This is a genomic window from Agrobacterium sp. GW821-FHT02D03, from assembly GCF_059421725.1.
The window spans coordinates 1,606,414-1,620,112 of the sequence record NZ_JBWKVN010000001.1 but is presented as its reverse complement, the minus strand read 5'-3'; the positions used below and the strand labels follow the sequence as shown (position 1 = coordinate 1,620,112).

Here is a 13,699-nt window from a genome sequence, read left to right as displayed (position 1 = left end):
GAAGATTTTGACATTTGCTCTCGAGTCTTCTGCCAGCGGTAGCAAATGTCAAAATCAGACCACTAGCTGTTGCGACATGCCGAAAACAGCCGCGCCGAACGGAATCGCTTCTATTTCCTTGTAGCAATTTGCATAAATATCAAAAAGCTCCGTCCATCTATAAGCACCACCCATGCACAACCAATAACGATTTCGGCCACCTGTGCGCTTTGAGACAAGCTCTATAGTCGGGCCCTTTCGTCAAACTTGCAGCAAATTCGTGGACGAACAGGATAAATTCTTGTGCAGGGCGAAAAAAAATCGTCTTTTCCCGTCACGTTCTGTGAACAAATGTAATGCGGGTACATTTCCGCTGCACGAAATGGCTGAAGGGACCGGCTCCGTTATGGAAGATTTCATTGGCACATATGGCAATCGCCTGATCATTGCAGTGGTTGGCGTGGGTGCGGCACTCCTGCTGCTTGCCATCGTCCTGTGGTTCATTCGCAGACGCAGTGGCTCTGCCCCGTTCATCCGTGGCGGCCGAAACCGCCAGCCGCGCCTGCAAGTGCTGGACGCGACAGCCGTCGATGCAAGGCGACGTCTCGTTCTCGTGCGCCGTGACAATGTCGAGCATCTGGTGATGATTGGCGGGCCAACGGACATCGTGATCGAAAGCGGTATTGGCGCCATCCCGTTCATGAAGGATGTGCGCGATCCGCAGGAAGACGCCCTGATCGCACGTGATGCTGACCGCAGTGTATCCGCAGAGCGACAGCGCACACTCGCGCAGGCACCACAAGAGGATGTTCGCCCTGCAGGCGCATTCACCGCTCCCGAACTGAAGAGCGAGGCTCCCGAGGAACCCAGGAAGCAAACCGCGAGCACCGCGCCCGGGAAGCCTCAGCCAGCCGCCTCACCTTCGCCAGCGCCCGCCGTTGCGTCCAGACCCATTCCTGCTGCGCCACCAGTTCCCCCGCAGCCCGCAACCCGAAAGCCACAGCCCACGCCGGCGACACCTCCCGTTTCGACTGTCGCACCCTCGGCGTCGGCTCCAAGCCGGGAGGCGCCTGAAGCGGTCGTACCATCAGCACCCAGAACGTTGGCCCGCGAGCCCGTCGCTCCGTCCATTCCAGTCGTTCCGCCACTGGTTGCCGCCGCCATCATGCAGCAGGATGAGGACATGAACCGGTCTGCTGCACCGGCTTCTCAAGCTCCCGTGGCCTCCGAAGCGCCTGTCGCTCCACAATCGCCTCTTCCTTCACAGACCACTAGCGTTCCTCCGGTTGTCGCACCGGTCGTATCCACGACCTATGACCGAAGATTCGCAGAGCCTAAGCTCACGGCAGAGCCTACGTTGGAAGAAAAGTCAGAGCCGGTTGGGCAGAGCGAGCCAGCGACAGCGGAGCGAAATGCAGTCGATTTTCTCGACGCTGCCCGCGACCGCGTGCTTCCCGCCTACAGCACTACACCGTCCGTTACCACCGCATCCGCAACGCCTGTGGCGCCGCTTGTCGCAAAACCGGAACCGCTTGCTCCAAGTGACAATGGTCCCGTCTTCGGCGACCAGTTGACCAGTGATTTCGAAAGCTTTCTGGAAGCCGAGATTGCCAAGAGCGCTAATGCCACAACCGATCTGCCCCGCCCGCTTGCCGTGGCGCCGCCGGTGAACCTGGACACAACGACGCCTGACCCGCAACCCGATCCAAAGTTTTCGGAAGCCCCTGCGGATGCTGAACGAGACGTCCAAAAGGAAATGGCTCGCATCTTCGGTGAGATGTCGGTCACCCGCGACCGATAGTGACGATTTAAAGCAACGCCCGCGCGACACAGGAAGCCTCAGAGCTATCGTGTCGCGGCGGGCGTATCCATCTTCATCGCCCTTCCTGACGTCCTTGTGGCTACTGATTGCGCCTCATTCTTCGACCGGCACAAAATGTATTGAGGTTTGCACCTGCTTACAGTCTTGGTCGTCATGCAGCCGCTACCTCACCCCGAGCGGGCATATCCTTTCCGCGTCGAAGCCTGTCGAGCAAAAGGTAGATGACGGGGGTCGTATAGAGTGTCAGGACCTGGCTGACCATAAGTCCGCCGACGATCGCATAGCCCAAAGGTTGACGCAGTTCAGCACCGGACCCGTGACCAAGCGCCAGTGGTATTCCACCCAAGAGAGCGGCCATCGTCGTCATCAGGATCGGTCTGAAGCGCATCTGGGCGGCTTTGACGATCGCCTCTTCGCTCGACAATCCCTCCTCCCGCTCTGCCTGGATGGCGAAATCGACGAGCATGATGCCATTCTTTTTGACAATACCGATCAACAGAATGACCCCGATCATTGCCACAAGCCCGAAGTCGAAGCCGGCCACCTGCAGAGCCAGAAGCGCGCCAAGGCCCGCCGAAGGCAAGGTCGACAGGATCGTCAGCGGATGGATAAGGCTTTCGTAGAGCACGCCGAGAATGATGTAGACGACGACGAGCGATGCCAGGATGAGCAGAGGGATGGTTCCAAGCGAGTCCTTGAACGCCTTCGCGCTGCCGGAAAACGATGTCTGCAGCGACCCCGGAGGATGCATGTTGGACACGGCATTTTCGATGACGGCAGTGGCGTTCCCCAGAGCGACATTGGGCGCCAGGTTGAACGAGATGGTCACAGCCGGCGATTGGCCCTGATGCGCAATCGATACCGGCGAGGTGCCATCCGTCGTCCACTTCGCCACGACCGAAAGCGGGACAAGCGTTCCATTGCTTGCTCTGACCGAGAGACGGTCAAGCGTGGCGATGTCTCGCTGTAGATCCGGCAACACCTCAAGAATGACACGGAAAGTGTCGGTCTGACTGGAGAAGGAGGCTACCTGACGCTGACCAAAGGCGTCGTAAAGCGTCTCGTCGATGGTGGAAGGAAGGACGCCATAGAGCGTCGCTGCGGCGCGGTCGATCTTGATCGTCAGATTGGGCGCTTCAGCTTGCTGATCGCTCCCGACATCGCGCAGTTCCGGCAGCCCGGAAAGCTTGCTGGTGATCTTATCCGACCAGTCGCTAAGTTCCGCGATATCGGCATCCTGAAGTGTGAACTGATATTGCGTTTTCGCCGGCCGCGCACCGATATTGATATCCTGTGCCGACTGCATGAAGAGCTTGATGCCCTGCTGCGCATTGAGTGCCGTGCCCAACCGGTCGATCACCTGCTTGGCACTGACATCACGTTCCTCCAGAGGTTTCAGCGTGATGTTGACATGGCCCTGATTGAGCGCATTGCCGCCGTTACCGCCGCCGATATCCATGAAGACGCTATAGACGGCGGGATCTTTCATGATGATCTCGCTGACGCGTTCCTGAAGCTTCGCCATCTCGGTAAAGGATATGTCGGGAGAAGCCTGCGAAAGACCAGCAATGAAACCGGTATCCTGCTCGGGAAAAAAGCCCTTGGGCGCGACGACGAACAGGTAGCCGGTTGCCGCAATGGTCGCGAGGAAAACGAAGAGCGTCAAAAAGCGGTGCCGGATGACGGGCTTGAGGCTGCGGATATAGAGTGCCGTCAATCCGTCGAAGAATGCCTCTCCCGCCAGATAGAAACGGCTGCGCTGATCCTTCTCGATGGGGCGGATGAATTTCGATGCCAGCATCGGCGTCAACGTCAGCGACACGATGGCGGAAATGACGATCGCGACAGTCAGCGTCACGGCAAATTCCCGAAACAGGCGCCCGATGATGCCACCCATCAACAGGATCGGGATCAGGACTGCAATCAGCGAGAGACTGATGGAAACGATCGTGAAACCGATCTCTCGCGTGCCTTGAAGCGCCGCCTGCCTCGGCTCGACCCCGTCTTCGATATGGCGGGTGATGTTCTCCAACATGACGATGGCATCGTCCACCACGAAGCCAACCGCGACCACCAGCGCCATGAGCGACAGATTGTCCAGACTGAAGCCCAAGAGCCACATGGGTGCCAGCGATCCGGCCAGAGCAATCGGAAGCGTCACGACGGGGATGAGTGTCGCGCGCAGGTTTCGCAGGAAAAGGAAGATCACGACAACGACGAGGCCGATGGTCAGCATCAGGGTAAACTGAATATCCGTCACCGACGCTCTGATCGTCGTCGTCCGGTCGGTGACGAGTTCCAGCTTGACCGAACGCGGCAGCGAGGCCTGAAGTGCGGGCAATTGCTCTTTCACCGCATTGACCACCGCAATCACATTGGCGCCGGGTTGACGAAAAACGTCGAGCGCGATCCCTCGCTCTCCATTGGTCCAGTGCGCCATCTTGCTGTCTTCCGCACCATCCGTCGCCTGCCCTATATCGCGAATGCGCACCGGCCCGCCGTTTCGATAGGCGATGACGGCGTCGTTCCATTCGGCGCTGCTGGAAATCTGGTCGTTCGTATAGATCGGAAAGGTGCGTGTCGGGTCGTCGATGTTTCCCTTCGGCGCGCTGAGACTAAGATTGCCGATGGCAGTGCGCACGTCCTCCATCGTCACGTCGGCCTGGGCCAGGCGACCTGGATCGACGGCGATGCGTATGGCCGGTTTCTGCTTCCCGCCAATGTTGACGAAGGCCACGCCTGAGACCTGACCGATTTTCGAAGCGACGTTGCGTTCGATATACTCATCGAGTTGCGGCAATGTCAGCGTATCGGAGGTCGCCGAAAGCTGCATGATCGGCGCATCGGCGGGGTTCGCCTTATGTACCGTTGGAAGCGAGGTCATATCCTTCGGAAGCTCACCCGCCGCTTCGCTGATTGCCGTCTGCACATCGCTTGCAGCAGTCTCGATATTCTTGTCGAGATCGAACTGCACAGTGATCGATGTGGTGCCGAGCGAACTGTTCGATGTCATTTCGGTAATGCCGCTGACGCGTGAGAGCGCCTGCTCAATGGGTTGCGCGACGCTGGAGGCCATCGTCTCCGGCGAAGCACCGGGGAGATTGGCCGCGATTTGGATCGTCGGAAAATCGATTTGCGGAAGGGCCGAAACCGGCATGAATGGATAGCAGATCGCGCCGACCAGAAAGATGCCGGTCATCAGCAGCCCGGTCGCCACCGGATGCAGGATAAAGAAATCGAAGAAACTGGACTTACGGTTTTGGTCCTGATCGTTTTTCATGGTCAGTTCGCCTTCTCGGCGAGTTCGCCCGTCGGCGACCCTGTCCAAGGAGTAGCGGTCACGGTCGCGCCATTGCCGATCCGCGACTGGCCGTCCATGACGACGTCTTCGCCCTCTTGTATCCCCTCCGTCACCAGCGCTCTTGCGCCGGTCACGAAGGCGGTCTTCACGTTCCGCTGTTCCACCTTGTTGTCTTTAGAAACCACATAGGCGTAAAGCCCGTTACGCCCTCTCGCCAAAGCCTTGTCGGGAACGACCACCCCGCTCTTGTGCTCGACTGTCAGTGTGGTTGCGACCGGCAGGCCGGGCCAAAGAGCGCCGTTGCCATTGTCGAAGAGCGCCTTGAGATGAATGGAGCCGTTGGAGGCATCGACCGAGTTGTCCATTGTCGTCAACTGGCCCTTAGCCAGGACGCGGCTTCCATCGGTCGTGATCAGGGTGACCGCCGCAATCTTCTCGCTGAGCGCTTGGCGGATCTCGCCGAACCTGTCGCCAGGCGCGACAAAGGACACGGCAATTGGATCCATCTGGGTGATTGTCACGATGCCATCTGTCGAGCTTGCGCTGACCACGCTACCCACGTCGACCTGCTTGAAACCCGTGCGTCCGGAGATCGGGGCAATCACGGTTGCGAAGCCGAGCTGCGTTTCCGCACTCTTGATCATGGCATCATCATACTGGACTGCCGCGGCATATTGCTCGCTCAACGCATTCTTCTGTTCAAGTGTCGAGGCGGATGCCACACCCTTTTCGGCGAGCGACGCATAGCGCTGCGCTTCGGTCTTGGCACTATTATACTGTGCCTCGTCCTGCGCCTTCTTAGCCTTGGCGGAGGTGAGCGCGGATGAAAGCTCACGGTCATCCAGCGTCAGCAAGACGCTTCCTTTTTCAATCATCTGACCTTCAGTGAACCGGATATCGGTCACTTGCCCGTCGATCCGCGGTCTGACCGTGACGCTCTGTAATGGGTCCACGGTACCGATACCGTTGATCACCTTGTCGATCTCTTCGACCTTCGCCTTATAGACCGTGACGGGAACGGCAGGCGCGTCTTGGGCGCGGACGATGTCGGGCTGCAACGCCAACGCTGCGCCCCCCAGGTAAATTAAAGGGAGCACATAAAAAGGGAAGGCTCTGACGACCATGCTGCTGATCTCGCGCGCTGGAGTTCAAATTCAGCAGTAAACTCGGATCACGAATTTTTGTTCTGATGTGATACTAATATTAGGAACTACTTTTCCGGCTTTGCGCATTATTGACCACTAAAATAAAGCGACAGGCCTCGATCCTAACTGATAAGCACGACGCCACGGGGCGTTTCGATCTCCGCGATGTAGCGGAAATTCTTGGCCTTGATCACAGTCGGAGGATCGATAATCTCGAGATCAGCATAGAATTCTCGAACGCGATCCGCCTCGGGATGTTCGATCTGGAAACTCTTCAGCCGAAAACCAAAATCCGGCATGGATGGCGCGGGAGTACCGCGCGCTCCCCAGTCCATCACCGAAGGTGCAATGCCGCCGAACGGCAGAGATCCATCGTCGGCGACCGCGAACAGCCATTCACGATCTCCACGTGACACCTTCTCTTGACGTCCCAGCAGATCGCCATGCCGGGCGAGCACGCTGGCAAAATCGCTGGTCCGCGCCACCCAGGTGCGCAGCCGCCGCCCCTCGTCCCACGCCGCCTGAACGGCCTCCGGATCATCGAGCCCGAACCAGCGTCGTCTCTCAGGCCGCTCTGCCTCTGTATCGATGGCGATCACTTCCAGAAAGACATCCGCACCAAGCCGCAGCAGCAGATTGTGCGTTCCCATCTGCGGATGCTTGCCGCCCTTCGGCATGTCGATGCCGAGCGCGTCGCGCACATAGTCGGCGCCAACCTCAAGCGACGGCGCAATAATCGCCAGGTGATCCAGTTTCAACATCACGCACTCCATCACTTGAAAAGCAAAAGGCCGCATTGCTGCGGCCTTTCAATCTCTATTCCTGTGGTAGCCAGCCGATCAAACCAGACGGCTCCGAACCAATGCCGCTTCGATGAAGCTTGCAAACAGCGGATGCGGATCGAGCGGGCGGCTCTTCAGTTCCGGGTGATACTGCACGCCGATGAACCACGGATGATCCGGATACTCCACCGTTTCCGGCAGAAGGCCATCCGGAGACATGCCGGAGAACACCAGACCGCAGCTTTCCAGACGATCCTTATACTCCACGTTCACCTCGTAGCGGTGGCGGTGACGCTCAGAAATGTCCGTTGAGCCATAGATATCGGCGATCTTGGTACCCTTCTTCAGCGCCGCCTTATAGGCGCCAAGACGCATGGTACCGCCGAGATCACCCTTGGAATTGCGCTTCTCAAGCTCGTTGCCCTTGACCCACTCGGTCATGAGACCAACGACGGGCTCCTGTGTGGGACCGAATTCGGTGGAGGATGCCTTCTCGATACCAGCCAGATGACGCGCCGCTTCCACGACAGCCATCTGCATGCCGAAGCAGATACCAAAATACGGAACCTGACGTTCGCGAGCAAACTGAGCTGCACGGATCTTGCCTTCAGAACCGCGCTCACCAAAACCGCCTGGAACGAGGATCGCATTGACCTTCTCGAGATAGGGAGCCGGATCTTCCTTCTCGAAGACTTCGGACTCGATCCATTCGAGCTTCACCTTCACCCGGTTGGCAATACCGCCGTGATGCAGCGCTTCGATGAGCGACTTGTAGGCATCCTTGAGGCCGGTATACTTGCCAACGATGGCAATCGTGACTTCGCCTTCCGGCGTGTGAATACGGTTGCAAACTTCTTCCCACTGCTCAAGACGAGGCTTGGGAGCAGGCTCGATGCCAAAGGCGGCCAGCACTTCATTGTCGAGGCCTTCCTTGTGGTAGGCCGTCGGCACGTCATAGATGTTCGCAACATCCAGCGCCTGAATAACGGCAGACTGGCGCACATTGCAGAACAGCGAGAGCTTGCGGCGTTCCGCTTCCGGAATCTCGCGATCCGCACGAACCAGCAGGATATCCGGGTGGATACCAAGCGCCTGAAGCTCCTTGACGGAATGCTGTGTGGGCTTCGTCTTCAGCTCGCCAGCCGCCGGGATGTAAGGCATCAGCGTCAGGTGGAGATAGATCGCCGTGCCGCGTGGCAGGTCGTTGCCGAGCTGGCGGATGGCTTCCATAAAAGGCATTGCCTCGATGTCGCCAACCGTGCCGCCAATTTCGCAGATGACGAAATCATAGTCGTCATTGCCTTCGGTAACGAAATCCTTGATCTCGTTGGTCACATGCGGAATGACCTGAACCGTCGCACCGAGATAATCGCCGCGGCGTTCCTTATCGATGATGTTCTTATAGATACGACCCGTGGTGATGTTGTCGGTCTTGGTTGCGGAACGCCCGGTAAAGCGTTCGTAGTGGCCAAGATCGAGATCCGTCTCTGCTCCGTCATCGGTCACGAAAACCTCACCGTGCTGGGTGGGGCTCATGGTGCCGGGATCGACATTGAGGTAGGGGTCAAGTTTGCGAAGCCGCACCCGATATCCACGGGATTGCAACAACGCTCCGAGTGCCGCGGCCGCAATGCCCTTCCCAAGGGAGGATACCACGCCGCCTGTGATGAATACATATCGCGCCATGGGAGTCACCGCTTACCTTTTAATAGATGATTCCGCCAGCCCCAAATTCATTGATCGCGAAATCATCTGTTGATGACGCGTGGAAGCACGGACGGAATGTAAACAAAAGAAAATCGGCAGGCATTCTGGCGCGACGGCCGAAAGCCATGGAAACGCGCTGAAAAGCTATAAGACAGCGCATAGTCCTTGTCTTTCAACAAAAGCCTATGCGCATGCCTGCCGAAGTGTCAGTCGTCAACCGGCATTAACCGCCGGTCGGGACGCCATCGCTCGTGGGAGCCTGTTGCTGCGCCGGTGCCGGAGAGGCTGCGCCACCTTCAGCCGGTGCGGCTGGGGTCGTCGTCGCAGGCGCCTGGTTGTTCGCACCATTCGTGGTGGACGGAACGCCATTATTCGCCGGAGCCTGCGAAGGCGCCGATGGCGTCGTCGACGACGGGCCGAGCGTATCGAGGATGCCGTTACCCTGACCCTGCTGTGCCGGAATGCGGTCCAGGATGTCCGTTGGACGCGATTCGTAACGGGTCAGGAGGCCAAGGCCAAGGGAAGTCGCGAAGAACAGAGCCGCAAGGATCGCCGTCGTGCGGGTCAGAGCATTTGCGGTGCCGCGCGCGGACATGAAGCCAGAGCCGCCGCCAATACCGAGGCCGCCGCCTTCGGAACGCTGGATCAGGACCACGCCGACAAGCGCCAGCACGATCATGAGGTGAATAACAATCAGTACGTTCTGCATGACAATCCATTCCATGCCCCATCAGGAGCACAATGAAGAAGTTTGCGGCTCTTTACATGAGGCGAAAGCGTATTCCAAGCCCCCAAGGATCGAAAGCCCGGCTGCTTTTCCTAAAAAATCAGGCCGTCAATTTCTCGTAAGCTGCATAGATGGACAGGAAGTCGGAGGCTTTCAAGCTCGCGCCGCCGATGAGGGCACCGTCGACATTCTCGATCGCCATGAGCTCTGTGGCGTTGGACGGCTTGACCGAGCCACCATAAAGAATGCGCATGCCCCTGCCCTCGCCGCCAAATCGCTTGACCAGCTCTTCGCGCATGAAGGCATGGGCTTCCCGCACGTCCTCAACGGTCGGTGTCAGGCCCGTGCCGATCGCCCATACGGGCTCATAAGCGATAACCGTGTTGGCGGCGGTCGCCTCGTCTGGCAAGGATCCATCGAGCTGGCGCTTGAGCACGTCAAGCGTCTGGCCGGACTTGCGCTGCTCCGCCGTCTCGCCGATGCAGATGATGGCGATGAGATCGGCCGCATAGGCAGCACTCGCCTTTGCCCGCACAAGGTGATCCGTTTCCGCATGGTCGGTGCGGCGCTCGGAGTGTCCGACAATCACATGCGTGCCGAAGCAGTCGGCAATCATCTCGGCGGAAATATCGCCCGTATGCGCGCCCGATGCATTCTGGTGGCAATCCTGCGCGCCGATCTTGAGCGGGCTGTCGTCGCAAAGCGCGGTCGCAACATAGAGAAGCGTCGAAGGCGGGCAGATCAGCGACTCGACCTTTTCTGCAAGCGGTCCCTTGACCCCCTCAGCCATCGCCTTGATCTGATCGAGCGAGGCGCGCGTTCCGTTCATCTTCCAGTTTCCAGCGACGAGCGGGCGAATATCAGGGGTCATTGAGCGATCATTCCTCTTTATTATTGGCAGTGTCTTCTCAAAGAGACAGCGACAGGAATTCGGACGAAAAAGCAAGGTTTTGGTTCGAAATTTGGTGAATTTCGTACAAGACCTCTCGTGAATGACATGGTTTTCCGAGCTAGCGGGTCAAAATCCAATTGAGAACCGCGCGCCAGTCGGTCATGCGAACCGGCGTCCCGTGCGTGCCGGTTTCAAAGAGCGTGAAGCGGGCGGGAACACCGGCCTTCAAAAGCCGTCGGAATGTCGCGGCCTGCTGATCGGCCGCGTAGACCTTATCCACACTTCCATGGGTAAAATAGACGGGCTTCTTAGCCTTGATAAATGCACTCTTTGGAAAATCGGGATCGACCGCACCACCGAGAATGGCCATCCCCTTGAGATTGGCGACCGCAGCGGCATCGCGGCTTATGCCGTAACAGATGAAGCTGCCCATGGACGCACAGGTTAGAATGACAGGCTTGCCACCGGATTTCACCTTGGCGTCCGCGATCAGCGCGGCAATATCCGCAACGCCGTTTTGATCAAAACTTTTCACGCTGGGCGCATAATACGTCCCGCCGTTTTCCACAGCGAGGTTTTTCAGCCGATTGAAGTTGCCGCCGAATGTATAATCTTTCATTCCAAGCCGGCGGTCCCCACCTCGTCCATGGATGAAGATCACGGTGAAGGCCTGCCCGTTCGCTGGACCGACGCGCCCCACATCGATGGACCGTCCGCCGACGGACATGGTCTCCATCTCCTGCACACGTTTCGGCGCGAGATCGACATATTGCCGTTTCACCCGCTGCTCAGGAATCTCATCGCGCCCGTTGATGTCGCGCATTTCCTGGTAGTCGATCACCTGCGAGGCACCGCCATCCCCGGTGGAAAGCACTGTCTGACTTGAGAACAGATCATCCTTGAAGGGCTTCAGTGGTCCGCCGTTGGTCTGAGCGTGAGCGGGCATCGCTGCAACAGACAGGCAGAAAAGAGTACAAAAGGTGAAAAGAGCTGTGGACATGCCTTGAGGAACCGTTTGATTTGCGCCACAAGTCTTGCCATCCGGGCTGCTGCAACGCAATCCTTCGCGGTAAAGCATCAAGCCCTTTGTACCCTGCTAGAGTAGCCTGACACCGGTATCGATGTCTGAATCCTGTCTGCTCGCATGGACAAAATCCGGGCAAAATCTGATTGAACTGGACCTATGGACGATAGCAACGATCTTTTTTCCGGCCTTCCCGCAGCCACTCGCGCTGAAGCAGAACCGCGAGAAACCGCACCTGTTGTAGAACCAGTTGCCAAGGCGGCCGTGCAGCCGAAAGCCCCTTCCGCACCCGTCACGTCGTCGGGCGATGAATACGGCGCTTCGTCTATCCGTGTTCTGGAAGGTCTGGAGCCGGTGCGCATGCGTCCCGGCATGTATATTGGCGGTACCGACGAGAAAGCCCTGCACCACCTCTTCGCCGAAGTCATCGATAACTCGATGGACGAAGCCGTCGCAGGCCATGCCAACTTCATCGAAGTGCATCTCGATACCGAAGGTTTCCTGACGGTGAGCGATAACGGTCGCGGTATTCCTGTCGAAAACCATCCACAGGTACCGGGCAAGTCCACGCTTGAAGTCATCATGACCAAGCTGCATGCGGGCGGAAAGTTCGACGGCAAGGCTTACGAGACCTCAGGCGGTCTGCATGGTGTGGGCGTGTCCGTCGTCAACGCGCTGTCCGACGTGCTGGAAGTGGAAGTCGCCCGTAATCGCAAGCTCTACCGCCAGCGCTTCTCGCGCGGCATTCCGCAAGGTCCGCTGGAAGAGTTGGGCGATGTTCATAACCGTCGCGGAACCCGAGTGCGCTTCCATCCGGATGCGCAGATCTTCGGCGACCATGCCAAATTCGACGCCGCGCGCATTTTCCGCATGGCGCGCTCCAAGGCCTATCTGTTTGGCGGCGTTGAAATCCGCTGGAGCTGCGATCCGGGCCTCGTGCCCGCAGGCGGCGAAATCCCTGAAAAGGCTGTCTTCCATTTTCCCGGCGGCTTGAAGGATTACCTCTCGGCCACGCTTGGCAAGGACTTCACCGTCACCCGCGAAATCTTCGCAGGGAGAACGGAAAAGACCGGCGGACACGGTGCGCTCGAATGGGCGGTCACGTGGTATGGCGGCGACAGCCAGGTTCATTCCTATTGTAACACCATTCCGACGCCCGAAGGCGGCACACACGAAGCTGGTCTTCGCATCGCCTTGACCAAGGGCTTGAAGAACTACGCCGAGCTGACGCAGAACAAGCGCGCACGCGAGATCACCACCGATGACGTGATGATCTCGGCCGTCGGCATGCTCTCCGTCTTCATTCGCGAGCCGGAATTCGTCGGCCAGACCAAGGACAAACTCGCGACCGTCGAAGCTCAACGCATCGTCGAAAACGCGCTGCGCGATCCGTTCGATCATTATCTCACCGGCAACCCCGCAGAAGCGGCAAAGCTTCTGGAATGGGTGATCGAGCGCTGCGAGGAGCGTCTGCGCCGTCGCAAGGAAAAAGAGGTCAACCGCAAGACTGCGGTGCGCAAGCTTCGCCTGCCGGGCAAGCTGGCCGATTGTTCTCAGAACACCGCCGAAGGCGCCGAGCTTTTCATCGTCGAGGGTGACTCGGCTGGTGGTTCCGCCAAGCAGGCGCGTAACCGCGCCAACCAGGCCATCCTGCCGCTACGCGGTAAGATCCTGAACGTCGGTAGCGCCAGCCGCGAAAAGCTCTCTGCCAACCAGCAGATCGCCGATCTTATCCAGGCGCTTGGCTGCGGCACACGCACCAAATACCGTGACGAGGATCTCCGTTACGAACGCATCATCATCATGACCGATGCCGACGTCGACGGCGCCCATATCGCCTCGCTGCTGATCACCTTCTTCTATCAGGAAATGCCTGAACTGATCCGGGGCAGCCACCTCTATCTTGCCGTTCCGCCACTCTACAAGATCACGCAAGGGTCGAAGTCTGCCTATGCGCGTGACGACGTCCATCGCGCTGAGTTGATGGAGACCGAGTTCAAGGGCCGTGGCAAGATCGAAATCAGCCGCTTCAAGGGTCTTGGCGAAATGCTTCCAGCCCAGCTGAAGGAAACCACGATGGATCCCTCCAAGCGCACATTGCTGCGCGTGGAAATCGACGACGTGGATTTCGAAGGCACGCGCGAGGCGGTCGACAATCTTATGGGAACCAAGGCAGACGCCCGTTTCCGCTTCATCCAGGACAGAGCCGCCTTTGCGGAAAACCTGGATATCTGATTGGTGTAGGGGCTACAGAATCGGTCCGAAAATCAGACTCGATTTTCGGAAATCACGATGCGTACCTTCAAAAAGGTGAAGCCCG

General features: G+C 58.3%; 9 protein-coding genes. 2 read left to right on the top strand and 7 right to left on the bottom strand.

Annotated elements, in window-relative coordinates; translation table 11 throughout:
- Positions 1-385 precede the first annotated feature (385 nt).
- The gene (locus tag AC07U5_RS07545; RefSeq protein ID WP_494722665.1) at positions 386-1,780 is read left to right on the top strand and encodes a flagellar biosynthetic protein FliO; all 1,395 of its coding nucleotides are present in this window, start codon (positions 386-388) and stop codon (positions 1,778-1,780) included.
- A 172-nt stretch (positions 1,781-1,952) separates the two neighbouring features.
- On the opposite strand, the gene AC07U5_RS07540 is transcribed toward AC07U5_RS07545, so the two are convergent.
- From AC07U5_RS07540 to AC07U5_RS07510, 7 genes are all read right to left on the bottom strand, one after another.
- Positions 1,953-5,081, bottom strand: a complete 3,129-nt coding sequence (locus AC07U5_RS07540) for an efflux RND transporter permease subunit (protein ID WP_494722664.1) — start codon at positions 5,079-5,081, stop codon at positions 1,953-1,955.
- Positions 5,082-5,083: 2 nt separating this feature from the next.
- Complete coding sequence (locus AC07U5_RS07535) at positions 5,084-6,166, bottom strand: efflux RND transporter periplasmic adaptor subunit (RefSeq protein ID WP_494722663.1); 1,083 nt, start codon at positions 6,164-6,166, stop codon at positions 5,084-5,086.
- 203 nt (positions 6,167-6,369) lie between these two features.
- Positions 6,370-7,008 carry a VOC family protein gene (locus AC07U5_RS07530; protein ID WP_494722662.1) on the bottom strand — a complete coding sequence of 213 codons (639 nt, stop codon included), beginning with the start codon at positions 7,006-7,008 and terminating at the stop codon, positions 6,370-6,372.
- Positions 7,009-7,086: 78 nt separating this feature from the next.
- Complete coding sequence (pyrG, locus tag AC07U5_RS07525; RefSeq protein WP_494722661.1) at positions 7,087-8,715, bottom strand: CTP synthase; 1,629 nt, start codon at positions 8,713-8,715, stop codon at positions 7,087-7,089.
- Positions 8,716-8,959: 244 nt separating this feature from the next.
- Positions 8,960-9,445 carry a preprotein translocase subunit SecG gene (secG, locus tag AC07U5_RS07520; protein WP_113274106.1) on the bottom strand — a complete coding sequence of 162 codons (486 nt, stop codon included), beginning with the start codon at positions 9,443-9,445 and terminating at the stop codon, positions 8,960-8,962.
- A 118-nt stretch (positions 9,446-9,563) separates the two neighbouring features.
- Positions 9,564-10,334: a triose-phosphate isomerase gene (gene tpiA, locus AC07U5_RS07515; protein WP_153311477.1), complete on the bottom strand. Its 771-nt coding sequence runs from the start codon at positions 10,332-10,334 to the stop codon at positions 9,564-9,566.
- Between the two features lie 139 nt (positions 10,335-10,473).
- The gene (locus AC07U5_RS07510) at positions 10,474-11,355 is read right to left on the bottom strand and encodes a dienelactone hydrolase family protein (protein WP_494722660.1); all 882 of its coding nucleotides are present in this window, start codon (positions 11,353-11,355) and stop codon (positions 10,474-10,476) included.
- A 183-nt stretch (positions 11,356-11,538) separates the two neighbouring features.
- Here AC07U5_RS07510 and parE point away from each other — a divergent pair, with 183 nt between their 5' ends.
- Positions 11,539-13,614 (top strand): DNA topoisomerase IV subunit B, encoded by a 2,076-nt coding sequence (parE, locus tag AC07U5_RS07505; RefSeq protein ID WP_494722659.1) that lies wholly within the window; start codon positions 11,539-11,541, stop codon positions 13,612-13,614.
- Positions 13,615-13,699 lie beyond the last annotated feature (85 nt).

What these genes read in the sequence shown, in the direction of transcription:
- AC07U5_RS07545 (WP_494722665.1), top strand. Translation starts at nt 386, where the DNA reads ATGGAAGATTTCATTGGCACATATGGCAATCGCCTGATCATTGCAGTG.
- AC07U5_RS07540 (WP_494722664.1), bottom strand. Translation starts at nt 5,081, where the DNA reads ATGAAAAACGATCAGGACCAAAACCGTAAGTCCAGTTTCTTCGATTTC.
- AC07U5_RS07530 (WP_494722662.1), bottom strand. Translation starts at nt 7,008, where the DNA reads ATGTTGAAACTGGATCACCTGGCGATTATTGCGCCGTCGCTTGAGGTT.
- pyrG (WP_494722661.1), bottom strand. Translation starts at nt 8,715, where the DNA reads ATGGCGCGATATGTATTCATCACAGGCGGCGTGGTATCCTCCCTTGGG.
- secG (WP_113274106.1), bottom strand. Translation starts at nt 9,445, where the DNA reads ATGCAGAACGTACTGATTGTTATTCACCTCATGATCGTGCTGGCGCTT.
- tpiA (WP_153311477.1), bottom strand. Translation starts at nt 10,334, where the DNA reads ATGACCCCTGATATTCGCCCGCTCGTCGCTGGAAACTGGAAGATGAAC.
- AC07U5_RS07510 (WP_494722660.1), bottom strand. Translation starts at nt 11,355, where the DNA reads ATGTCCACAGCTCTTTTCACCTTTTGTACTCTTTTCTGCCTGTCTGTT.
- parE (WP_494722659.1), top strand. Translation starts at nt 11,539, where the DNA reads ATGGACGATAGCAACGATCTTTTTTCCGGCCTTCCCGCAGCCACTCGC.